The organism is Polaromonas sp. P1_A2 (assembly GCF_056406895.1).
Map to the genome: position 1 here is coordinate 408,685 of NZ_JBFTZI010000002.1, position 23,136 is coordinate 431,820.

The 23,136-nt window shown below is 65.6% G+C and carries 21 protein-coding genes; 17 read left to right on the forward strand and 4 right to left on the reverse strand.

Translation table 11 applies throughout. The annotated features are described in order from the left end of the window. The first annotated feature begins 117 nt into the window (after window positions 1-117). From arr to AC1D09_RS08890, 9 genes are all read left to right on the forward strand, one after another. The gene (gene arr / locus AC1D09_RS08850) at window positions 118-513 is read left to right on the forward strand and encodes an NAD(+)--rifampin ADP-ribosyltransferase (protein WP_477661627.1); all 396 of its coding nucleotides are present in this window, start codon (window positions 118-120) and stop codon (window positions 511-513) included. A 176-nt stretch (window positions 514-689) separates the two neighbouring features. Further along, window positions 690-1,667 (forward strand): acrylyl-CoA reductase (NADPH), encoded by a 978-nt coding sequence (acuI, locus tag AC1D09_RS08855; RefSeq protein ID WP_477661628.1) that lies wholly within the window; start codon window positions 690-692, stop codon window positions 1,665-1,667. A 30-nt stretch (window positions 1,668-1,697) separates the two neighbouring features. Next, window positions 1,698-3,608: a propionate--CoA ligase gene (locus tag AC1D09_RS08860; RefSeq protein WP_477661629.1), complete on the forward strand. Its 1,911-nt coding sequence runs from the start codon at window positions 1,698-1,700 to the stop codon at window positions 3,606-3,608. 101 nt (window positions 3,609-3,709) lie between these two features. After that, window positions 3,710-4,447 carry a hypothetical protein gene (locus AC1D09_RS08865; protein ID WP_477661630.1) on the forward strand — a complete coding sequence of 246 codons (738 nt, stop codon included), beginning with the start codon at window positions 3,710-3,712 and terminating at the stop codon, window positions 4,445-4,447. Further along, window positions 4,444-5,190 (forward strand): metal-dependent hydrolase, encoded by a 747-nt coding sequence (locus tag AC1D09_RS08870; RefSeq protein WP_477701018.1) that lies wholly within the window; start codon window positions 4,444-4,446, stop codon window positions 5,188-5,190. The genes AC1D09_RS08865 and AC1D09_RS08870 overlap by 4 nt, the downstream gene beginning before the upstream one ends. Continuing rightward, complete coding sequence (locus AC1D09_RS08875; protein WP_477661632.1) at window positions 5,187-5,996, forward strand: cupin-like domain-containing protein; 810 nt, start codon at window positions 5,187-5,189, stop codon at window positions 5,994-5,996. Before AC1D09_RS08870 ends, AC1D09_RS08875 begins: the two co-directional genes overlap by 4 nt. Before the next feature lie 195 nt (window positions 5,997-6,191). Continuing rightward, a complete protein-coding gene (locus tag AC1D09_RS08880; RefSeq protein WP_477661633.1) occupies window positions 6,192-6,656 on the forward strand; it encodes a (2Fe-2S)-binding protein in 465 nt (154 codons plus the stop codon). An 11-nt stretch (window positions 6,657-6,667) separates the two neighbouring features. Next, the gene (locus tag AC1D09_RS08885; RefSeq protein WP_477661634.1) at window positions 6,668-8,818 is read left to right on the forward strand and encodes a xanthine dehydrogenase family protein molybdopterin-binding subunit; all 2,151 of its coding nucleotides are present in this window, start codon (window positions 6,668-6,670) and stop codon (window positions 8,816-8,818) included. A gap of 55 nt (window positions 8,819-8,873) precedes the next feature. Further along, window positions 8,874-9,923, forward strand: coding sequence for an XdhC family protein (locus tag AC1D09_RS08890; protein ID WP_477661635.1), 1,050 nt, complete (start codon window positions 8,874-8,876; stop codon window positions 9,921-9,923). Between the two features lie 12 nt (window positions 9,924-9,935). Here AC1D09_RS08890 and AC1D09_RS08895 read toward each other — a convergent pair whose 3' ends face one another. Beyond that, window positions 9,936-12,068: an O-linked N-acetylglucosamine transferase, SPINDLY family protein gene (locus tag AC1D09_RS08895; RefSeq protein WP_477661636.1), complete on the reverse strand. Its 2,133-nt coding sequence runs from the start codon at window positions 12,066-12,068 to the stop codon at window positions 9,936-9,938. Between the two features lie 63 nt (window positions 12,069-12,131). Here AC1D09_RS08895 and AC1D09_RS08900 point away from each other — a divergent pair, with 63 nt between their 5' ends. Further along, window positions 12,132-13,142, forward strand: a complete 1,011-nt coding sequence (locus tag AC1D09_RS08900) for a glycosyltransferase family 4 protein (RefSeq protein WP_477661637.1) — start codon at window positions 12,132-12,134, stop codon at window positions 13,140-13,142. On the opposite strand, the gene AC1D09_RS08905 is transcribed toward AC1D09_RS08900, so the two are convergent. The 3 genes from AC1D09_RS08905 to AC1D09_RS08915 form a co-directional block, all read right to left on the reverse strand. Beyond that, on the reverse strand, window positions 13,139-14,533 hold the full coding sequence (locus AC1D09_RS08905; protein ID WP_477661638.1) for a FecR family protein: 1,395 nt from the start codon (window positions 14,531-14,533) through the stop codon (window positions 13,139-13,141). The genes AC1D09_RS08900 and AC1D09_RS08905 overlap by 4 nt on opposite strands. A 71-nt stretch (window positions 14,534-14,604) precedes the next feature. Next, window positions 14,605-16,071 (reverse strand): FecR family protein, encoded by a 1,467-nt coding sequence (locus tag AC1D09_RS08910; protein ID WP_477661639.1) that lies wholly within the window; start codon window positions 16,069-16,071, stop codon window positions 14,605-14,607. A gap of 45 nt (window positions 16,072-16,116) precedes the next feature. Then, the gene (locus AC1D09_RS08915) at window positions 16,117-17,451 is read right to left on the reverse strand and encodes a surface lipoprotein assembly modifier (RefSeq protein ID WP_477661640.1); all 1,335 of its coding nucleotides are present in this window, start codon (window positions 17,449-17,451) and stop codon (window positions 16,117-16,119) included. Between the two features lie 256 nt (window positions 17,452-17,707). Between AC1D09_RS08915 and AC1D09_RS08920 the strand changes: the two genes are divergently transcribed. From AC1D09_RS08920 to soxX, 7 genes are all read left to right on the forward strand, one after another. After that, window positions 17,708-18,091 carry an ArsR/SmtB family transcription factor gene (locus AC1D09_RS08920; RefSeq protein WP_477661641.1) on the forward strand — a complete coding sequence of 128 codons (384 nt, stop codon included), beginning with the start codon at window positions 17,708-17,710 and terminating at the stop codon, window positions 18,089-18,091. Window positions 18,092-18,108: 17 nt separating this feature from the next. Continuing rightward, window positions 18,109-19,452, forward strand: a complete 1,344-nt coding sequence (gene soxC / locus AC1D09_RS08925; RefSeq protein WP_477661642.1) for a sulfite dehydrogenase — start codon at window positions 18,109-18,111, stop codon at window positions 19,450-19,452. After that, on the forward strand, window positions 19,439-20,584 hold the full coding sequence (locus tag AC1D09_RS08930; protein ID WP_477661643.1) for a c-type cytochrome: 1,146 nt from the start codon (window positions 19,439-19,441) through the stop codon (window positions 20,582-20,584). Before soxC ends, AC1D09_RS08930 begins: the two co-directional genes overlap by 14 nt. Before the next feature lie 129 nt (window positions 20,585-20,713). Then, on the forward strand, window positions 20,714-21,181 hold the full coding sequence (gene soxY, locus AC1D09_RS08935; RefSeq protein ID WP_477661644.1) for a thiosulfate oxidation carrier protein SoxY: 468 nt from the start codon (window positions 20,714-20,716) through the stop codon (window positions 21,179-21,181). A 34-nt stretch (window positions 21,182-21,215) separates the two neighbouring features. Further along, window positions 21,216-21,527: a thiosulfate oxidation carrier complex protein SoxZ gene (soxZ, locus tag AC1D09_RS08940; protein WP_007871154.1), complete on the forward strand. Its 312-nt coding sequence runs from the start codon at window positions 21,216-21,218 to the stop codon at window positions 21,525-21,527. Window positions 21,528-21,591: 64 nt separating this feature from the next. Continuing rightward, window positions 21,592-22,398: a sulfur oxidation c-type cytochrome SoxA gene (soxA, locus tag AC1D09_RS08945; protein ID WP_477661645.1), complete on the forward strand. Its 807-nt coding sequence runs from the start codon at window positions 21,592-21,594 to the stop codon at window positions 22,396-22,398. Between the two features lie 17 nt (window positions 22,399-22,415). Next, on the forward strand, window positions 22,416-23,075 hold the full coding sequence (soxX, locus tag AC1D09_RS08950) for a sulfur oxidation c-type cytochrome SoxX (protein ID WP_477701019.1): 660 nt from the start codon (window positions 22,416-22,418) through the stop codon (window positions 23,073-23,075). Window positions 23,076-23,136: the final 61 nt, after the last annotated feature.

The window sequence follows — 23,136 nt, forward strand, 5'->3', positions numbered from 1 at the left end:
AAAACGCCAATCGACACGGACCCACTACAGCAGTGGGCGGCTTTGCCGCAAACGGTGGTGGCCTGGTCATCTTCGTCAGGCACCCTCAGCATCGCCCCCGTTTTCCCTTAACAACCCATGGCAGCTTTAGACTCCGGCCCTTTTTTCCATGGCACGAAAGCCCAATTGCAGCCAGGCGATTTACTGAGGCCAGGCTTTACGTCGAATTACGACGAAAGCGTCGTGATGAATCACATTTATTTCACGGCCATCGCCAAAGGCGCGGGGCTTGCCGCGGAAATAGCCAAAGGCAGCGGCGGGCCGCGTGTCTACGTCGTTGAACCCACGGGGGAGTTTGAGAACGATCCCAACGTGACCGACAAGAAATTCCCAGGCAACCCGACGCGGTCCTATCGAAGCAAGCTGCCTTTAAAAGTGGTGGGCGAGCTTCAATCCTGGGAGCCGTATGACCCGGAGTTCATTCAGCAACTGAGAACCCGCGTAGCGAAGGGCATGGGCAAAATCATCAATTAATGTGGGCGCCCTGTGAAACAAGTCCTCGCCTCTTCAGCCGGATCTTGAGCTGTTGAACAGGAGCTGTGGGTGCTCGTCAGCCTCCTGAAAGCCCGTTATCCATAATTAAGAATTCAGTTTTACCGATTTTTCAGCATTTCTGGCCCTGAGACAAGCAACCCTCTGGAGACAACACCGTGTTCAAGTCCCTTTTGCTCAGCAAGTCCGAGGCCGGGTTTTTGGCCGCCATGGCCGACACCGATGAAGCCCAGCTTCCCGCCGGCGACGTGCTGGTGCAGGTCGAATATTCCACCCTCAATTACAAGGACGGCCTGGCCATCACCAACAAGGGGCCGGTGGTGCGCAGCTGGCCCATGGTCGCGGGCATTGACGGCGCAGGCACGGTGCTCGAATCCACCCACGCGGGTTGGAAGGCCGGCGACCGGTTTGTGCACAACGGCTGGGGCCTGGGTGAAACGCGCTGGGGTCTGATGGCCGAACGCGCGCGCCTGCAGGGCGACTGGCTGGTCAAGCTGCCGGCGGCCTTCACCACTCGCCAGGCCATGGCCATAGGCACGGCCGGTTATACCGCCATGCTCAGCGTGCTGGCGCTGGAGGCGCACGGCATTAAGCCCAATGACGGCGAGGTGCTGGTCACGGGCGCTACCGGCGGCGTGGGCAGCGTGGCGGTGGCCTTGCTCGGCAAGCTGGGCTACAGCGTGGTGGCTGCCACCGGCAAGGCCAGCGAAGAGGCTTACTTGAAGCAGCTGGGTGCCAGCAGTGTGATGGACAGGGCCGAGCTCTCGGCGCCCGGCAAGCCGCTGCAAAAAGAACGTTGGGCCGCGGTGGTCGACGCCGTAGGCTCGCACACCCTGGCCAATGCCTGCGCGCAGACGCGCTACGGCGGCGTGGTGACGGCCTGCGGTCTCGCCCAGGGCGCGGATTTCCCGGCGACGGTGATGCCCTTCATCCTGCGCGGCGTGACGCTGTGCGGCATAGACAGCGTGATGGCGCCGCTGGCAAAGCGCCAGCAAGCCTGGGAGCGCTTGGCCCGCGACCTGGACCCGGCCAAACTGGAAGCCATGGTCGAGGAGGTGCCGCTGGCCCGTGCCGCCGAAAAAGCGGCCGACTTGATGTCAGGCAAAGTGCGCGGCCGTGTGGTCGTCAAAATCTGAAGAATCCCAAAAATAAAACGGAGACAAGACATGACGAGTTACGCAGACTTTTACCGCCAGTCCATAGAGCAGCCCGAGGCCTTCTGGACCGAGCAGGCGAAATTGATCGACTGGCACAAGCCCTTCACCCGCGTCTGCAACGACGACAAGCCGCCTTTTGTTCAGTGGTTTGAGGGCGGGCAAACCAATCTGTGCCACAACGCGGTCGACAGGCACCTCAAGGATCGGCCCGACCAGGCCGCGCTGATCTACGTCTCCAGCGAAACCGGTGCCGAAAAAACCTACAGCTTCAAGGAACTGCATGCCGAAGTGCAGCGCATGGCCGCCAGCCTGCTGGCCATGGGCGTGGTCAAGGGCGACCGGGTGCTGATCTACATGCCCATGATCCCCGAGGCCGCCTTTGCCATGCTGGCCTGCGCGCGCATAGGCGCCATCCACTGCGTGGTGTTCGGCGGTTTTGCCAGCGGCTCGCTGGCTTCGCGCATCGACGATGCCACGCCGCGCGTCATCATCAGCGCAGACGCCGGCTCGCGCGGTGGCAAAGTCGTGGCCTACAAGCCGCTGCTTGACGAAGCGATTCGCCTGGCGAAGCACCAGCCCGAAGCCGTGCTGCTGGTGGACCGCGGCCTGGCGCCCATGCCCATGGTGGCCGGCCGCGACCTGCATTGGGAAACCCTGCGCGCCAAGTACATGCACGCCCAGGTGCACTGCGAATGGCTGGATTCCAGCGCCATCAGCTACACCATTTACACCAGCGGTACCACCGGCAAGCCCAAGGGCGTGCAGCGCGACACCGGTGGTTATGCGGTGGCGCTGGCCGCCAGCATGAAACACATCTTCGACGGCCGCGCCGGCGAGACCTATTTTTCGACCAGCGACATTGGCTGGGTGGTCGGCCACAGCTACATCGTCTACGGCCCGCTGATCGCCGGCATGGCCACCATCATGTACGAAGGCCTGCCCACACAAGGCATGGACCAGCAGCCCAACGCCGCGATCTGGTGGAGCCTGGTCGAGAAATACAAGGTCACCGGCATGTTCAGCGCGCCCACCGCGGTGCGCGTGCTCAAAAAGCAGGACCCGGGCCTGCTCAGAAAACACGACCTCTCCAGCCTGCGCGCCTTCTTCCTGGCCGGCGAGCCGCTGGACGAACCCACGGCGCGCTGGATCAGCGAGGGCCTGAACGTGCCCATCATCGACAACTACTGGCAGACCGAATCAGGCTGGCCCATCATCACCATCGCCAATGCCGTCGAAAAAAAGCCCAGCCGCTTCGGCAGCCCCGGCGTGCCCATGTACGGCTACAAGGTCAAGATACTGCACGAGTCCACCGGTGAGGAGCTGACCCAGCCCAATGAAAAAGGCGTGGTCGTCATCGAAGGCCCGACACCGCCGGGTTTTATGCAGACCATCTGGAAGGACGACGCGCGCTTCCTCAACACCTACTGGAAGAGCGTGCCCGGCAAGATGGTGTATTCCACCTTTGACTGGGGCATACGCGACGAGGACGGCTACTTTTTCATCCTGGGCCGTACCGACGACGTGATCAACGTCGCCGGCCACCGCCTGGGCACGCGCGAGATCGAGGAAAGCATTTCAGGCCATGCCGGCGTCGCCGAGGTGGCGGTGATCGGCGTGGCCGATCAGCTCAAGGGCCAGGTCGCCATGGCGTTTGCCGTGCCCAAGGATTCGAGTGCGCTCACCGACAACGCGGCGGCGATGAAGCTCGAAGGCGAAATCATGAAACGCGTGGACGGCGACCTGGGCGCTGTCGCAAGGCCGGCGCGTGTGCACTTCGTATCGGCCCTGCCCAAAACCCGCAGCGGCAAGATGCTGCGGCGTGCGATTCAGGCGGTGTGCGAGGGCAGGGACCCGGGGGACTTGACGACCATGGATGACCCGGCGGCGCTGCAGCAGATTCGGGATCGGGTGGCGGGGTAACTCACAACAACTGGATACGAATTCCCGAGGGGGCGAGGTTCACATGTCATTGCTGCGTCACGCGCGATGTTCACAGTGAACTTTTCGCAATTTCCCCCGTAATGACTCCATCACCATGTACCCGATTTCTTCGTCCCGACGACCTTGCCGCGCTGATGCGATTGGAGCGGCGCCAGTGGAATGAGCAACAAGCCGCTGATGAAGAAGCCTTGCGCCAGCGGATAGACCACTACACCGGGCTCTGCGTGGGCGCTTTTTGCCCTGGCACCGGCGAAGCACTTGCCTCCCTGTTCATGAAACCGGTGGACCTCACGGACATCCGGAACGCCAGTTCATGGGCTGATTGTTCAGCGCCGGGCCGCGGCAGCGCACCCGCTGCACCCAGCCGCCTCTTTGGCATCAGCCTGACCAGCGTTGATCCACGCGCCGCCGCCTCGGTGTTCGAGTTCTTTTGGCCCTATGCGTTGAAACAAGGTTATCGGGAGATCTACCTTGGCTCTCCCATACCCGGCCTCAAGCGCGCATTGGCCGATGACCCAAGCCTTGGTGTCGAAGACTACGTGTATTCGCGCCGCGAGCAGTGGCCGCGCGATGCGCAGCTTCGCTATTACTACCAAAAGGGTTTTCGTGAGATCGTGGCGGTGCTCCCGAACTACTTTCCCCACCAGCAGTCCCTTGATTACGGTGTCTTGCTGCGAGGCAAGGTGCCGCTGTCGCGCTTGTGCTTTTTGTGGAAAGCCATGCCTCTCGGGATGCTGCGATGGGTACTGGGGCGTATAGCCGGCATGGGTAAAAAAATACCAGGCCGGCCGGCAGTGCGAGGCGGGGCCGGCGCGTGACGCCGGCACCAGCTTCTGCCGATGCGGGGCTTGCGGGCCTGTGGTGGAACGATGGCGATGCCTTTCGTTCCAGGCTCTTTGACAGCGTCTCGCTTCTGCTTCCCAGCGGAGAGCAGTTTGTCATGGATGCAGTGTCGGATTGGCTGCGGGAGGCGCAAAAGCCCGCCGTGTCGCCGGCACTGCGGGACGAAGTGAACCGGTTTGTCCGCGAGGAAGCGGCCCACCAACGCGCCCACCGGCTCTATAACGACCGGCTGGCCGAGCACGGGCCGGCGCAAGGTTTGGAGCAGCGCATTGCGTCGGCAGTCGCTGAAATCGCATCCAGGAGCCTGGCCACGAGGCTGGCATTCGCCGCGGCGTTTGAGCAATTGACGGCCTTGCTGTCCGAGGAAATTCTGCGCCCACGCAGCCCGTGGCTGGGGAACGGAACGGCGCCGCAGCTTCGCCTCTGGCGGTGGCATTGCGCAGAAGAGATCGGCCACCGCCATGTCGCGCTTGACGTGTTGACCGCGGCCCAGGTGAGCCGTGGCCGGGGCGTGCTGGCCATGCTTGCCGCATCGCTTTACCTGGCGATGGACTTGACCGCCTGTCTTGCCACCTTCTGCCTGCACGATGTCCGGGCGGGTCGTATTGGCGTTTGGCGCCTGGCCGTGCAAGGCTGCAGGTTTGCGATTCGTGCCACGCCCGGCGCATTGCGAATGGCCTGGGGTGGCCTGCGCTACGTGGCTGCACCGGCGAGATGAAGGGAGAAGCCTTCATGATGCCTCTTGCTGACGCCGCATTGGGCGGAGCCGGCCAGTTGTGCCGCCATCGGACTCCTGCAGTGTTCAGGGGCCTCGCCGCCCACTGGCCTGCGGTGAAACAATGGACTTTCGCGGGTCTTGCCGTGAAGGCACCCGATATGCCGGTGCGACTCGTTTCCGGCGATCGGGAGCGGGGGAGCACAAATTTTGTGGCGTCCACGCTGCGCCTCTATCTTGAATCCCTGCAAGAAGATGGAGTCAGCGAAAGCCAGTCCTTGTACCTCAAAGAGTTTGACCTGCTCGACGCCATGCCGCGATTGCGGCTTGACCTCATGCATTCAGAAATATTCCCGCCCCGGTCCATCCGCTCGCTGCAAAGCTGGATTGGACCGGCCGGGGCGCGCACGGGGCTCCACCATGACTACCTCGACAACCTCGCGGTTCAGGTCGTGGGCAGGAAGCGCTTTCACCTTGTGCGCCCCGGGACGGTGGAGCGATTGGGGGCGGTAGCGGCCAAATACGATTCATGGGCAAGGCTGTCCAGGGCCGGCGCGCTTGAACTTGCGGCCTCAGGCGCTCCGCAAGGAGACTTTCTGGTGGTCGACCTGGAACCCGGGGACGTGTTGTACATACCTGCCCGCTGGTGGCACGAAGTGCTCAACCTGGCCCCCTGCATCCTGTTCGGAGGGTTTTACGGGCCGCCTGCGCAGGTGCTGGCGCGATGGGCATGGGTGCGGTCACGCGACCTGCTGCACCGCGCCGGGTGGCTGGGGCTCAATGGCTGCACCTGTCATCCGGGAAGCTGATCGGGACCAGCCCTGGCGCGTCAATCAGGTCCCCATGTCTCATCTTGAGAAAACTTCTCGACACTTTGTTTCAGCCAAGGGTTTCTACCCGGATACCCCCTTGTGCCCGGTCGTAGCATCAGTCGCGCAAGGCCCTCGGGTAGTAGCTGACTGATTTCTGGGGGCCCTGCCATATTCCAAAAAAGGGGACTCCAGATGACAACCAAACTCAACGTGAACGGCCGGGCCGTTTCCGTCAATGCCGAACCCGACACACCCCTGCTGTGGGTGATACGCGATGAGCTGGGCATGACCGGCACCAAGTTCGGCTGCGGCGCGGCGCTGTGCGGCGCCTGCACCGTGCACCTCAACGGCAATCCTGTGCGCTCCTGCCAGACGCCGCTGTCGGCGGCGGCGGGGCAGAAGGTGGCGACAATTGAAAGCCTGTCGCGCAACAACACGCACCCGCTGCAGGTGGCGTGGATCAAGCATGACGTGCCGCAGTGCGGCTACTGCCAGTCGGGCCAGCTGATGAGCGCGGCGGCCCTGCTCACGGCCAACAAGAACCCGAGCGACGCCGACATCGACGCCGCGATGAGCGGCAATATCTGCCGCTGCGGCACCTACCCGCGCATCAAGGCGGCGATCAAGGATGCCGCTTCCACCATGCGCAAAGCCTGAGGAGAACGATCATGACTACCAACACACTGGTCTCCCTTGATCGCCGCAGCTTCCTCAAGACCTCATCGGCCCTGACCGTCGCGGGCAGCGGGCTGATGCTGGGCGTCACGCTGGGCGTGCCCTCGGCCGTGCAGGCCGCCGGCACGCTGTACACCCCGAATGCCTGGGTACACATTGCTGACGACAACACCATCACGCTGATCTCGGCCCGCTCCGAGATGGGGCAGGGCGTCTACACCTCCATGCCCATGCTGATCGCCGAGGAGCTCAACGTCGATATCCGCAAGGTCAAGGTCGCGATCGCGCCGCCGGGCAAGGTCTACACCAATGCCTTGCTGGGCGCGCAGATCACCGGCGGTTCGACCTCGGTGCGCGACGGCTGGGAGAAGCTGCGCATTGCCGGCGCCCAGGTGCGCAGCATGCTGGTCTCCGCGGCGGCGGCCAAATGGAATGTGGACGCTTCGACGCTCAAGGCCGAGAACGGCATGGTCATAGGCCCCAAGGGCAAGAAGGCGACTTACGGTTCGCTGGCCGAGGCTGCGTCCAAACTGCCGGTGCCCGAGAAGGTGGCGCTCAAGGACCCGAAGGACTTCACCGTGGTCGGCAAGCCCACCAAGCGGCTGGACACGCCAATGAAGGTCAACGGCACGGCGGAGTTCGGCATCGACGTGAAGCTGCCGGGCATGGTGTATGCCAGCCTGCAGCAATGCCCGGTGATAGGCGGCAAGGTCACCAGCTTTGACGCCGCCAAGGCCAAGGCCATGCCCGGCGTGATCGACGTGGTGCAGATTCCCGACGGCGTGGCGGTGGTGGCCGACAGCTACTGGCATGCTTTCAAGGCGCGCCAGGCGCTGACGGTGCAGTGGGACGAAGGCCCGGTCGCGGCCATCAGCAATGCCAGCATGCTGGACGGCATACGCAAGGCGGCCGACAGCGGCAAGCCGATTCCCATCGTGGCGCCCAAGGGCGATGCCGCCGGCGCGATGAAGGGCGCGGCCAAGACGCTGAAGGCCGAGTACGTGTCGCCGCTGCTGGCGCATGCCACGCTGGAGCCCATGAACTTCACGGCCGACTACAGGAACGGCAAAATCCTGCTGATAGGCCCGACGCAGTTCCAGCAGGGCGCAGAAGGCAGCGTGGCCGCGGCGCTGGGCATCAAGCCCGAGGACATCACGCTGAAGACCACCTTTCTGGGCGGCGGCTTCGGCCGGCGGCTGGAGCTGGACTTTATCGTGCAGGCGGCGCAGATCTCCAAGGCCGTGGGCAAGCCGGTCAAGCTGCTCTGGAGCCGCGAGGACGACACCACGCACGACTTTTACCGGCCCATGGCGGTCAACCAGCTTTCGGCCGGCCTGGGGGCCGACGGCAAGCCGGTGGCGCTCAACTTCAAGGTGACGTCGCAGTCCATCACGCAGCGCGCCTTCGGCCTGCCCAAGGACACGCTGGACCCGTTCATGGCCGAGGCCGGCGTCATGCCTTACGACATCCCGAACACCCAGTACGACCTGGTGATCCACGACAGCGGGCTGCGCGTGGGCTACTGGCGCTCGGTGAGCCATGCGCTCAATGCCTTTGCCAACGAGAGTTTTGTGGACGAAATGGCGCTGGCCGCGGGCAAGGACCCGTATGCCTACCGCATGTCGCTGCTCGAGAAGCAGCCGCGTTTTGCCAATGTGCTCAAACTCGCGGCCGACAAGTCCGGCTGGGGCACGCCGGCGCCGGCCGGCCGCAGCCGCGGCATCGCGCTGATGGAGGGCTACGACACCTATATGGCCCAGGTGGCCGAGGTGTCGGTCAAGGACAACCAGGTCACGGTGCACAAGATCACGGTGGTGGCCGACCTGGGCCGCATGGTCAATCCCGACACGGTGCAGGCGCAGATCCAGTCCAGCATCGTCTTCGGCCTGTCGGCGGCGCTGAACAACCAGATCACGCTGGACAAGGGCCGGGTGCAGCAGAGCAATTTCGGCGACTACCCGGTGCTGCGCATGCACGAAGCGCCGGTGATGGACATTACGCTGGTGCCCAGCACCGAAAAGCCCGGCGGCATCGGCGAGCCGGCGACGGCGCTGGTGGCGCCGGCGGTGGCCAATGCGGTGTTCGCGGCCACCGGCAAGCGGGTGCGCACGCTGCCGCTGAACGACAACCTGGCCAAGGCATGAGGGAATTGGCGATGGGCCGAGGCGGAAATGGGCACGGGCTGCTAGCATCCGGCGCATGGACAATATAGACCTCGAAGTTCTGAAAACCTCCTCGCAGTGGCTGGCCGCGGGCCTGCGCTGCGAGCTGGTGACCGTGCTCAAGACCTGGGGCTCCAGCCCGCGGCCCGAAGGCTCCATGCTGGCGATCTGTGAAGACGGCCGGGTGGTGGGTTCGGTCTCGGGCGGCTGCATTGAGGACGACATGATTGACCGGGCGCGCCGCGAGGGCCTGGACCGCGCGCGGCCGGCCATCGTCACCTACGGCGTTTCGGCCGACGAGGCACGCCGCTTCGGCCTGCCTTGCGGCGGCACCATAGAGCTGGCCATAGAGCCGCTGTCGGCGGCCAGCCAGGTGGACGAGCTGCTGCGGCGCTTGCAGGCCGGCGAGCTGGTGGCGCGCCGGCTGGACCTGCATACCGGCGCCGTCACCCTGGGCACGGCCCAGCCCAGCCAGTCCATGCAGGTGTCCGAAGCCGCGCTGGTGACCCTGCACGGGCCGCGCTGGCGTTTGCTGATCATTGGCGCGGGGCAGCTCTCGCGTTTTGTGGCGCAGATCGCCCAGGGCATGGACTACGCCGTGACGGTGTGCGACCCGCGCGAGGAATACCGGGACAGCTGGCAGGTCGACGGCGTGGAGCTGGCCACCGGCATGCCCGACGACGTGGTGCAGGCCATGAAGCTGGACGCGCGCTGCGCGGTGATCGCGCTCACGCACGACCCCAAGCTGGACGACCTGGCGCTGATGGAGGCGCTGCGCTCGCCGGCTTTTTACGTGGGCGCGATCGGTTCGCGCCTGAACAACCAGCGCCGCCGCGAGCGCCTGGCCGAGCACTTTGACATGACTGAAGAGGAACTGGGCAAGCTGCACGGCCCCATAGGCCTGTATATCGGCAGCAAGACGCCACCCGAGATCGCGATTTCCATCCTGGCCGAGCTCACGGCGGTGAAAAACCAGGTGGCCTTGCCGCGCGCTGTGGGCATCGCTGAAGCCAAGGCCCAGGCCGGCCTGGCGCCCACGGGCGAGGTGTGTGAGCTGCCCGTGCCGGCCGGTAAATCCGCCGCCTGAGCGCCAAGCACCCTAAGCGGCGGCTACGTCAAAGGCCGTGGGCGGCAGCCCGGCGCGTGAGCGCTCGGCCATCGCGGCCCAGGCCGATTCCCATTCGCGCACGCGTGCCGGCAGGTCAAACAGCGGCGCCGCGGCCTTGCCCGCCTGCAGGCTTTGCCGCAGCTGCTGCAGGGCCTGCGGGTCGCGTCCCAGGCGCAGGGCTTCGGCCACATAAGCCGGCCGGCTCTCCATCACGCATTGCGGCAAACCCGCCGCGCGAATGATGCTGCCGCCCAGGCGCGAAGCCATGCTCTCGCCGGCGCAGCTGAGAGCCGGAACCCCCATGCGCAAGGCGTCTTCCAGGCCCAGGTTGGCGTTAAAGCGCAAGGTGTCCAGGAACAGGTCGGCATGCCGGAGGCAGGCCAGGGACTGGGCGCGCGTGAGCCTGTGGGTAAAGATGAGGCGGCTTTCATGCACACCGGCGGCATTGGCCTCGCGCACCAGGTTGGCGGCGATGGCCAGGCTGTAGGCAGGCAGCCACAGCACCGCGTCGGGCAGCGAGCGCAGGATTTTCATCCAGGCGGCGAAGCTGGCAGGGTCCAGCATGACCGAGGGCACGGTGGCGCACAGCACCAGCGCGTCGGCCGGCAGGCCGGCCTGCTCGCGGCTGTCCCAGCCGGGTTCCGGCGTCTCGTCATGGGCGGCCAGCCAGCAGCTGTGCGGCAGGCGCACGACGGCGCCGTAGGGCGCGAGGTCCAGCCCGTCGGGGTGCACAAAGCGGTCGGACATGTTGTAGTCGCAGGGCCTTGGCGGGTTGTGGCGGTGCCAGGTGAGCTGGCGCAGCTGCACGGGCGCGACGCGCAGCTCGGGTATCTCGGGCCGGCACCAGGCGGTGTCGAAGGCCATGTCGACAAACAGGTCGAGCTGGTCCAGGCGCATGCGGCCGGCGGCCTCGACGTCCGACATATGGGCGATCTCGGTGACGCTGGCGGCATGCGGCTTGAGCATCTCGGCGTGTGCAAGCTCCGGGTGCCGCGTGGGCGAGTAGACATGGATGGCAAAGCGGCTGCTGTCGTGCAGCGCGAGCTGGCGTTTGAGCGCGTGGGCATGGCGCTCGTCGCGCAGGCTTTGTACCGCCATGCCGACCTGGATGCGCTCGTCGCGCCGGCCCACCGGCGCGGCGCGGCGCGCGAAGGGCGGCAGGGCCGTTTTCACGCTTTCGCTGATTTTCGCGACCGAGACATTGCGCACCTGGGCGAGCTCGTTCTCGTCCATGTCCAGCATCAGGCCGTAGAACTGCGCGTCGCGCCAGTCGCGGCGCCGGCCGGTGCGCAGGCATTCGTCCAGCATCTGGCGCAGCGTGGCCGTGAGGCGTTCGTTCTCCCGCCAGTCGCAGACCGTCATGGCCTCATAGACCTGGCCGCAATAAAGCTGCCGGGCGTCGGGGAGCTCGCCCTGCGGCAGCCGCAGCTTGTGGTCCAGGTAGGCCGGTGCGATGGCGCGGCCCAGGAAGTCGCGAAAGTAAGCCAGGGTGTCGGCATCAAAGCGCTGGCTGGCTTCGCGGGATGCGTCGAAGTCGCCATTGAAGGCCAGCACGGCCGCGCCGCGTATGCGTATGTCCAGGTCGTGCGGAAAGCGCAGGGCCGCCGCTTCGAGCGCGGCCAGCGCCTCGGGGTAGCGCCGGGCGCCGCACAGGTAGTCGCTGAGGTTGACGTGGTAGGGCGCGTGGCCGGGGTCTTGCGCCAGGCATTTGCGGGCGCAGGCCAGCGCGGCCTCCCACTGGCCCTGCGCGGCGGCCATCAGCCCGACGTTGTTGAGGGCGCGCGCATGCAAGGGGTCCAGCGCCAGCGCGCGCTGGTAGGCCATGCTGGCGCGGGCCAGGTCGCCGCAGCTTTCGGCGGCGATGGCCAGGTTGGCCGCGCCGTCGGCGGTCTGCAGCAGCGCGGCCTCGACCGAGAGCAGCGCCTTGTAGGCGGCCGCGGGCCGGGAGAGCGCGGACAGCAGCGTGGCGCAGGCCGAGGCGGCGTTGACGTCATCGGGTGCCAGCGCCAGGGCCTGCTCAAACGCGATCAGGGCCTGCTCGAGCCGGCCCTCGGCATGCAGCTGCGCGCCGCGCTGCATCCAGCTTTGGCTGTCTTCGGGAGCGCTCGCAGGCGTGTTGTGCATAGCCCGGATTATGTGGCAGCGGCCCCCTTGGCAACGGGGGATCGCAGGGATAATCGGCGCAGCATGAATGCTCCCTCCGCACAGCCCACCACCCTGCACCTGCTCGGGCGTTTCAGCGAGGCCTTTACCGGCGCGGAACGCGAGCTGCTGGACATACGCCGCTTGCTGGAGGGCCGCCGGCCGGTCAAGCTCTGGTCCGACGTGCCGCCGCATCCGGCCTACGCGGGGCAGGGCGTCGCGACCATACAGCCCTTTGCCCAGCAGTTTCCCCGGGGCGGCACCTTGCTGATTGCCGGCGTGCACATGCGGCCAGGCATCTGGCTCAAGTACGCCGGTTTTGAAAAAATCATCCTGTTCTACAACCTGGCCAACCACGCGCAGCTGTTTGCCGCGATGGAGGCCTTGCGCGACAGCACGGGCCTGGACCCGGAACTGGTGTTCGTCTCCAGGATGCTTCAGCTCAGCGTGGGCCTGCCCGGCCGCATCGCGCGCAGCCTGATGGACCTGCAGCCTTTTCTCGCGGTGGCGGATGAGCGTTTCGCGCGGGCAGCGGACCGGCCTTTTACCGTGGGCCGCGTCAGCCGCGACGCGCCGGACAAACACCATCCGCAAGACCCAGCGCTCTACCGCATGCTGGCCAGCCGCGGCCTCAAGCTGCGCATCATGGGGGGAACCTGCCTGGCGGCCGCGTTGCAGGGTGTCGAGGGGGTGGAACTGCTGCCGGCCGGCACCGAAAGCGCGGCCGATTTTTACCGCTCGCTTGACGCCTTCTTCTATCGCACGGGGGCTTCCACGGAGGCTTACGGCCGGGTGGTGGTGGAAGCCATGGCGGCCGGGCTGCCGGTGGTGGCCCATGCCCGCGGCGGTTATGCCGAAGTCATGGAACACACGGTGTCGGGCCTGCTGGTCCAGTCCCAGGAGGAGGCCTATGACGCGGTGACGCGGCTGGCGGGCGACGCCGGGCTGTGCCGGCGGATGGGCGAGGCGGGCAGGGCGCAGGCGCTGGCCGTGCATGGCCCCGAGGCCACGCAGCGCGAGATCGCTTTCTACCTCGAATCTGCTGCGGCTTCTTAAGGCGCCTGGAAGATCGCAGTGCCGGAATACGAGCCGGCGGGCGACAAGCTGCCGGTGTAGACCAGGCCGGCGCGGTTGGCGTTCGAGCCGGTGAACATGCCCTTGACGGCGCCGCTGCCGCTGGCAAAGCTGGAGCTCGAGAAGTAGACAAAGTTTTCCACCACGTTGCCGAAGGAGGTGTTGATGTTCACGCTGAGCATGGGCCCTCCGGCCTGGACCGGGTCGAAGTTGACCGAGAAGGTCGCGCTGTTGAGCGTTCCGCTGGTGCCGGTGTAGGACGTGGGTGCCGAACCGCCGATCAGGGTGTAGCTGGAGATGCCCACGGTGGTGGGCAGGACCGGCGTGGCCTGGCCCACGATGTAGTGCAGCTGGGCCAGGTTGGTGGCACCGTTCTTGGAGCCGCTGGCCCAGTTGCCCCAGCCGATGAAGTCGTTGTTGGCCATGGAGCCGAATGAGCCGGCCGCGGTATTGACAGTGGGCGTGAAGACGTTGCCGGACGACTCGAATTCGCTGACCTTGCCGGTGTTCATCACGACGGAGGCGGACGCCACCGGGCCGGTGAAGCTGCCGTTGGGGTCGGAGGTGACCGGCGGAAAGTGGTAGTGGGCGACAGCCGTCAGGTTGGTGAAGGTGCCGGTGTTGGGGTCGGGTGGCGGGGGCGGTGGGGGAGGCGCGGGCGGCGTGGGGGGGGGTGGCGTTACGGGCCCGACGGACTTGACCAGCTCGGGTTTGCCCTTGTCGTCGACCTTGTCGCCCACGGTGACCGGCTCGCGTTCCGGTGCGGGCGTGGGAACATTGGCCCGCACGTTGGTGCGCACGGGCGCATCCGTGCTGTTGACGACCCGCACCGATTCGCCGGCCGTCAGGCCCACGCAGCCGCCGGCGTTGCAGACCTCGATGGCATCCAGCTCGGTCGTGACGCCCAGCGAACCGTCGGGGTTGTAGCCCACATTGAAGCCGGAGCCGCGTATGCCTATGGTGGCCGTGGTGGTGGTGACCTTGTAGTTTTCGCGGTTGCGCTTGCCGATCAGGCCGGTGATGGCGCGCATGCTGCCGCGCAGCAGGTCAACCAGGAAACGGTCTTCCTTGGGATCGGCCTTGTCGACATAGTTGGCCACCTTGAATTCGGTGTTGGGCTGCAGGGACACCAGGCCGCCGTCGGTGAAGCGCACTTGCGCGCGCCCGCTGGCGCCGGTCAGTATGGCCTGGCCGCTTTCGATGTCCTTGCCTTTGACCAATGCCGTGGTGGCGCCGTCCGCGCGGCGCACGTTGACATCGCCGGAGATGAACTGGGCCACGCCGGCGGAAGGCGCGGCAAAAGCCTGCAGCGGGTAAATGGCGGCCAGCGCCATGGCCAGGGCGGTGTGTTGGAGCTTGATATGCGGGGTCATGGTGGTTTCTCCGGGTATTTTTTGGCGGTTCGCACTGGGCTGCTGTGGGGGAGCTACGGGGGCGGCCCTGCTCAGAGCGGCGGTCTCAGGACCAGGTTGATCTGCTGGAAAACGGCCGCGCCTGAAACCTGGCCGGTGCTGGGGCCCGTGCCGGTTACCGACGGGGCGCTGTAGACCAGCGCGGCGCGGCTGGCATTGTTGCCGGTGAAAAAGCCGGTGACATTGGTGCCCGAGGTGTTGGTGATTTTCGAGTTGTTGATGTCGACGTTGCTGCTGATGCCGTAGTCGTTACCGCCGAAGCGCGTGGTGAGGTCCAGGCTGCCATAGCCCTGGCCCGGGCTGTAGGCGCCGAAGTTGGCGACCAGCGAACCGCCGACAAGCTGGCCCGCGCCCAGCAGGCTGGAGAAAGCGGTGCCGCCGGCCAGCTGGTAAGTGCCCTGCATGTTGTCGGCCGGCATCTGGGCCGTCGGCGTCGGCCGGCCCATCACGAAGTGAACGGATTCAATCGCGGTGGTCGAGCCCGACACGATTTTTTGTCCCGTCACCCAGCTGCCCCAGCCGACGAAGTCGGGATCGGACGGCACGCCCAGCGCGCCCTTTTCCATGCTGGTGAGGCCGGGCGTGCTGCGGAACTGGGTCCGGACGTCGCGGCTGTCTATGCTGTCGAAGTCGATAGGCTTGCCGCTCAGAAAGCTGGTCAGCACGGCGGTGCCGGCCTCGGGGTAGTAGCTTTCGACCACCGAGCTGGTCGTCGTGCTGTCGGTGAACGCAACCGCCGCGGCCAGGTCGGTGAACACCTGTTTGACGGGCGCCGGTGTGACGGGCGTCTGCTTGGGAGGGGGTGGAGGAGGGGGAGGGACGACGGTGGGTGTGCCCTTGTCGTCGACCTTGTCGCCCACGGTGACCGGCTCGCGTTCCGGTGCGGGCGTAGGCACATTGGCCCGCACATTGGTGCGAACCGGTGCTTCGGAGCTGTTGATGACCCGCACCGATTCGCCGGCCGTTAGGCCCACGCAGCCGCCTGCGTTGCAGACCTCGATGGCGTCCAGCTCGGTCGTGATGCCCAGGGAGCCGTCGGGGTTGTAGCCCACGCTGAAGCCTGAGCCGCGTATGCCTATGGTGGCCGTGGTGGTGGTGACCTTGTAGTTCTCGCGGTTGCGCTTGCCGATCAGGCCGGTGATGGCGCGCATGCTGCCGCGCAGCAGGTCGACCAGGAAGCGGTCCTGCTTGGGGTCGGCCTCGTCGACATAGTTGGCGATCTTGAACTCGGTATTGGGCTGCAGGGACACCAGGCCGCCGTCGGAAAACCGCACCTGGGCACGGCCGGCCGTGCCCGTCAGTATGGATTCGCCGCTCTCCAGCGGCTTGCCCTTGGCCAGGGGCTCAGCCTTGCCGTTGGCGCGCAGCACGTTGACGTCGCCGGCGATGAACTGGGCGACGCCGGCCGAGCCGGCGGCGAAGGACTGGGCGGGGAAGGCCGCCGCAACCACGACCGACAGGGCGGCGCGTCTGAGGGGAAATTCCCGTCGGGTTTTCATGGGGCTGTCTGGGCGGGGGCGGGCGTGTTCAGTCGGCACCGCGGTTCAGAAATCGCGGCGCACCGTCACCGAGAACAGGCTGCGCTTGTAGTCGGAAATCGCGACGTTGGATTTCACCGAGGTCAGGGCCAGCTGGGGCGTGACGCGCCACAGCTTGGCGGGCACCCAGTTCAGGCCGATGTTCAGGTTCCACTGCTTGTCATGGCGGGTGACGAGGAAGAGCGGGTCGGCGCCGCCGTATTTGCGGTCTTCATAAGCGAGGCTGCCGAACAGCGCCAGCGCGTCCGAAAGCGTTTTCTGGATGCCGGTGCGCAGGCCGACAAGGTCATGGCCCAGTTGCGGTACGCCCGCGGCGTGCTCTTTTTCCGTGCCGATGTAGCCGCCCGCGAAGACCACGATGTTGCTGTCGCGGAAGGCATGGGCATAGGAGGTGCCGACCACCGTGCGGGTCGCGTCGCGCAGCGACTGGCCGGGGTAGCTCAGGTCGCCCCACTGGATGTAGGTGCTCCACTGGCGAAAGCCGTCGATGCGGTAAGTCCATTCGCCGACCAGGCCCAACTGGTCGCGGGCGCGCGAGCCGGCCACGGTGTAGGTCCCGGCCTGCACCACGCCCGAGAACTCGTGTTTGTCGTAGCGGTAACTGGCGCCGAAATTGACATCGACCTGGCCGGTGTTGAAGTCGTTGTATTTGCTGTTGACGCGGGCGTTGCCGTAGACGTTGCCGATCAGCGACCAGCGCGGATCCACCACGTAACGGGCCGACAGGCCGCCGCCCAGGCTCATGAAGGCGTCCTTGGTTTCGACGCCGGCGGGATTGAGCGTGAAGATCAGGCCGCCGAAAGCGGGCACGGCCACGTTCGGGTTGCCGGGGCCGCTGTTGATGTTGGTGTCGTAGCCTACGCTGGCTTCCAGGAAGGGCTTGACCGACGAGCGGGCGGCTTCCTCGGTGCGGTCTATGGCCTGCAGGAACTGGTCGATGGTGGCAGCGGCCTCGGCCGGGATGTTGTCCTGCTTGGTTTCCAGCAGCACTTGCCGCGAGGCCTTGGTGTCACCGACGGAGAACAGCGCGCGGCCGAGTTCGGCGCGTGCCCGGGAGTTGCTGGGCTGCACGGCCAGCACGCGTTCCAGGGCGAATACCGCGCGGGTGTACTGGCCGGTCTCGTTGGCGGCAATGCCCAGCACGGTGTCGAAATCCGGGTCGCCCGCGCGCGCCGCCTCTTGCGGCTCCAGCAGGTCGAAGGCTTTTTGCGCCTGGCTTTGGTCCAGCAGGCTGCGGGCGTTGCTGACCAGTGCGTCGACTTCCGCGTGCGCCGGGCCGTTGGCCAGGATGGCAAGAAGAACAGTGATCCCGCCCGAGAAAAGTTTGTTTTTTGAATACATAAGTATTATTTTATAAAGGTCCCAGGTAACAACCCGTAAGCAACAAAAGTTTTATATCACGCGGGGATGACTTTCAGGGGTTTATTACACCTGCTACAGAGGGAGGAAGTGCGGCGCGGCAACACCTTTTTCGGGCTTTGGCACCGACTTGGTGATATTCACCAATTTCAGGGGGCGGCCAAGGGTATTCACGGGGGACGCCCTCCTGGTTTATCGGAATAATATTAGTCATTGCTTATATTAAGAAGAAGTCACTATGGACGAGATGATCCAGGCCAGTGCCCAGGTGGAACGGGGCCGGGTGTTTGAGCTGGCCGCCGAGCTGTTCGCCGTACTCGCCACGCCCATGCGTTTGCGCGTGCTCAGCGCCCTGTGCGAACGCGAAAAATCCGTCAACGAGTTGCTGGCCGAGATCGACACCACCCAGCCCAATCTTTCCCAGCACCTGGCCGTGCTGTACCGCACCGGTGTGCTGGCCAAGCGCAGGGAAGGCACCCAGGTGATTTACCGGGTGCAAAGCGAAAAAGCCGTGGCGCTGTGCCGCAGTGTCTGCACCCAGATCGCCATCGAACTGGACGAGCCGGGCGCGCTGCCGCCGGGGCAAAGCCTGTCGCCGCGCCCCGGCCTGCAGGACGCCTGAACCGAAAGACGCCACCCATGCTGAACAGATTCCTACAGCGCGCGCCCGAAAACTTTCTTTCGCGCGAGCAGATACAAGAAGTGCGGGCAGGGCGCCGCGGCTTTCTGGCCGGCGCCTTTGCCGCCGCGGCCGGCACCGTGGCCGCGGGCCGGGCCGTCGCGCAGGGCGCGGCGATGCCCGCCGAAGGCGAACCTGAAATCCTGAACCTTCCGCCGCACAGCAAGGGCCTGGGCCAGCCGGTGGCGGCTCGCGGCTACGGCCTGCCCAGCGAGTTCGAGAAAAACCTGCAGCGCCGCGAAAGCCCGGGCCTGACGCGCGTGAGCCAGGCCAGCGTGAGTTTTTGCCCCTTGCAGGGCCTGTTCGGCATCATCACGCCCAGCGGCCTGCACTTTGAGCGCCACCACCAGGGCTGGTGGGACATAGACCCCTCCAAACACCGGCTGATGCTGAACGGCTCCGACAAGGCCATGCTCAAGCGCCCCATGGTCTTCAACATGGACGAGCTGATGCGCTTGCCCAGCGTGAGCCGCATGCACTTCATCGAGTGCGGCGCCAACACCGGCATGGAGTGGGGCAATGCCGCCGTCCCGACGGTGCAGTACACCCACGGCATGCTGAGCTGCAGCGAATTCACCGGCGTGCCGCTGCGTACCCTGCTGGAGCTTTGCGGCGCCGACCTCAAGCGCGCCAAATTCATCCTGGCCGAAGGCGCCGACGGATCGGGCATGACACGCACCATTCCCATGGGCCTGGTGATGAGCGGCGAGGTGCTGGTCGCCTACGGGCAAAACGGCGAAATGCTGCGGCCCGAAAACGGCTACCCGCTGCGGCTCATCGTGCCCGGCGTGCAGGGCGTGAGCTGGGTCAAATACCTGCGCCGCATCGAAGTGGGCGACATGCCCTACGGCGCCAAGGACGAAACCATCCACTATGTGGACCTGCAGCCCAGCGGCCTGCACCGGCAGTACACCAGCATCCAGGAGGTCAAAAGCGTGGTCACCTCGCCCAGCGGCGGCCAGGTGCTGCTGCAAAAAGGCTTTCACAACATCACGGGCCTGGCCTGGAGCGGTCGCGGCAAGATACGCCGGGTCGATGTCTCGGTCGACGGCGGGCGCAACTGGACGCAGGCGCGGCTTGAAGGCCCGGTGCTGGCCAAGTGCCTCACGCGTTTTAACGCCGACTTCGTCTGGGACGGCAAGCCGGCGATTTTCCAGAGCCGCGCGGTGGACGAAACCGGGCAGATCCAACCGAGCTACAACGAGCTGCGCAAGGTGCGCGCCTCGCGCAGCATCTACCACAACAACGCCATCCAGTCGTGGTCGCTGGAAGAAAACGGCGAGGTGAAAAATGTCCAGGTTTAAACGCGCCCGGTGCTCGCTGCTGGTGCTCGTCTGCCTTTGCACGATGGGCACGGCATTCGCGCAAACGCAAGCCGCCGCGCGGCAGGCGGCGCTGGCCGGCGTCGGCCGGACCGCCACGCCCGCCGAAGTCAAGGCCTGGGACATCGACGTGCGGCCCGATTTCAAGGGCCTGCCCAAGGGGCAGGGCTCGGTGCGCCAGGGTGAAGTGCTGTGGGAGGCGCAGTGTGCCTCCTGCCACGGCAGTTTTGCCGAGTCGTCCGAGGTGTTCACGCCGATCGCCGGCGGCACCACGGCGCAGGACGTGAAAAGCGGCCGGGTCGACGGCCTGATGCCGGGCGCCAACCAGCCCAACCGCACCACGCTGATGAAAGTCTCCACGCTGTCGACGCTGTGGGACTACATCAACCGCGCCATGCCCTGGACCGCGCCCAAGACGCTGACGGCCGATGAGGTCTATGCCGCGACGGCCTACATCCTGTTCCTGGGCAATGTGCTGCCGGAAGACTTCACGCTGTCGGACGCCAACATTCGCGAGGTGCAGGAGCGTCTGCCCAACCGCAATGGCATGACGACGGCGCACGCGATGTGGCCCGGCAAGGAACTGGGCGGCACGGCCAGGCCCGACGTGCAGGGCTCGAACTGCATGGTGAACTGCAAGGCCGAAGTGGTGGTCAAAAGCTTTTTGCCCGACTATGCGCGCAACGCCCATGGCAACCTGGCCGAGCAGTCCCGCGGGGTGGGCGAAAGCCGCGGGGTGGACACGACAAGGCCGGCCTCGGCCGCGGCGGCACAATCGGGCAGCGCCGTGGCGCAGGCCGAGCGCCCGCCCGCCGCGATCCCGGTGGCGGCCGTGGTGAAGACGGCGGCCGCCGGCGCTGCGTCGGTGATGCCGCTGCTGCAGAAAAATGCCTGCGTGGCCTGCCACGGCATGGACAACAAACTGGTGGGGCCGTCCTTCAAGGATATAGCCAACAAATATAAGGATCGTGCCGACGCGGTGAATTACCTCTCGGGCAAAATCAAGGCAGGCGGGCAGGGTGTCTGGGGTGCGGTTCCGATGCCGCCGCAGGCTTTGAGCGCGGCGGAGTCGGCGCAGATTTCCCAATGGCTGGTGCAGGGCGCGGCGAAGTAGGGGCGGCGGGCCGGCGGTGTTTTTTTGAGGCATGCTTGGGAGAAATACCCTCCCGGATTTTTCGGTTTTTGGTGTCCAATCGGGCTAAGTTTTTAAGACATTCAAGTTATATAAAAGAGGAGTTCAACCATGGAACGTCGTGATTTTTTGGCCAGCAGTTCCGGTGCCACGGCGCTGGCGCTGGCAGCCGCCTCGGGCCTGAGCCCGGCCTACGCGCAAAACGCCCCGGGCTGGAACAAGGCCGCTTTTGAGAGCAAATCCCTGGCCGACGCGGCCAAGGCCATGGGCGCCACCAGCGCGCCGGTTGAAAGCAAGGACCTGCTGCTGCAGGCGCCCGAGATCGCCGAAAACGGCAACGTGGTGCGCGTGGGCGCCCAGAGCAATATCGCCAATACCACACAGATCGCTCTGGTCGTTGAAAAGAACCCCAGCGCGCTGGCCGCCATGTTCGAGATCCCGGCCGGCACCGATGCCAATGTCTCGACCAATATCAAGATGGGCCAGTCCTCCAATGTCTATGCGCTGGCCAAGGCCGGCGACAAGTACTTCTATGCGGTGAAGGAAGTCAAAGTGACCCTGGGCGGCTGCGGCGGCTGAGCCTCGCGACCCTAACGACTGAAAGGAACAAGATATGTCAGACCCAATGCGGATCCGGGCCCAGGCCCAAGGCGATAAAACCACGGTGCGTGTGCTCGTGAGCCATGAAATGGAAAGCGGCCAGCGCAAGGATGCCGCCGGCAAGACCGTGCCGGCCTGGTTCATCCAGAACATCAGCGCCACCTGGAACGGCAAGACCGTCATGAGCGCCCAGTGGGGCACGGCCGTCTCCAAAAACCCCTTTGTGCAGTTCAGCTTCAAGGGTGGCAAGGCCGGCGACAAAATCGCTGTGAGCTGGACCGACAACCACGGCGACAAGCGCACCGACGAGGCCGTCATTTCCTGAGTTCCCCGCCGGTTTGCGCGCTGCGGCCCCGGCCGCCCACAACGATATTTGAGGAGAGAGCACGATGAAATTGAGCCTGTTTGGGCTGGCGGCCCTGGCCGCCGTATCAGCCTTGCCGCTGCCGGCGGCGGCGCAAAAGAGCACGGCCGAAGGCATTGCCGAATACCGCGCCATGCTGGCCGACGGCAACCCGGCCGAGCTCTACGAAGCCAAGGGCGAGGCTCTCTGGAAACAGGCGCGCGGCCCGAAAAACGCCTCGCTGGAAAAATGCGACCTGGGCAAGGGGCCGGGCGTGGTCAAGGGCGCTTTTGTCGAGTTGCCGCGTTTCTTCACCGACACCCAGCGCGTGCAGGACCTGGAGTCGCGCCTGCTGACCTGCATGGAACAGTTGCAGGGCTTTAGCGCCGCCGAGATCGCCAAGACCCCTTTCGGCGCGGGCGAGCAGAAATCGATCGAATCCCTGGTGGCCTATATCTCGGCCGAGTCGCGCGACATGGCGTTCAATGTGCCGCAGTCGCATGCCAAGGAAAAACTGATGTACGAAGTCGGCAAGAAGGTGTTTTACCTTCGCGGCGGCCCGTATGACTTTTCCTGCGCGTCCTGCCACGGCGAGGACAACAAGCGCGTGCGCCTGCAGGACCTGCCCAACCTGACCAAACAGCCCGGCGCCGGCAACGGCTTCGGCGCCTGGCCGGCCTACCGCGTCTCCAGCGGCGACCTTTGGAGCATGCAGCGCCGCCTGAACGACTGCTACCGGCAGCAGCGCTTTCCCTTCCCGGGCTACGCCTCCGATGCCACCATCGCCCTGGGCGTGTACATGGGCGTCAACAGCAAGGGCGGTGTGTCGATCGCGCCCGCCTTGAAACGTTAATCCGGCAGGACATCCCCATGAACACTTCCTACACACAAGCAGCGCTGTCCGCGGCGGGCCTGGCTTTCGCGGCTTTTTTCCTGTCCAGCTGCGCCACCGCGCCCACGGCCCAGCAGGTCGATGAAGCCACCCAGCAGGTGCTCAAAAGCTCCTTCCGCGAGCAGGGCATCGCCAAGATGGACCGGCTGACGCTGGACGCCTCCAACCAGGCCTGCTCGGAAGCGGCCGGCAAGCCGCTGGACGAAAAACTGGCCAAGTCCATTGAAGAGGCCAACCTGCAAACCGTGAAGCCGCCTTCGGACGGCAAGTACCTGGGCAACTGGAGCGAGGGCGAAAAAATCGCGCAGAACGGCCGCGGCCTGACCTGGAGCGACAAACCCGGCGAGGCCAACGGCGGCAGCTGCTACAACTGCCACCAGATCAGCAAGGCCGAGCTGTCTTTCGGCTCCATAGGCCCCAGCCTTTACAACTACGGCAAGCTGCGCGGCGTGAGCAACCCGGCTTCGCCCGAAAGCAAGCCCATCGTGGACTACACCTGGGGCAAGCTCTGGAACGCCAAGGCCTACAACGCCTGTTCCGACATGCCCCGCTTCGGCCACGCGTCCATCCTGAGCGAGCAGCAGATCCGCGACGTGATGGCGCTGCTGCTGGACCCGAACTCACCCGTCAACAAGTGACCCGCGGCGCTCCGGCGCCCGGACCGACCGCAACCTGAAAGCATGCCTGGCGCGCCGGGCA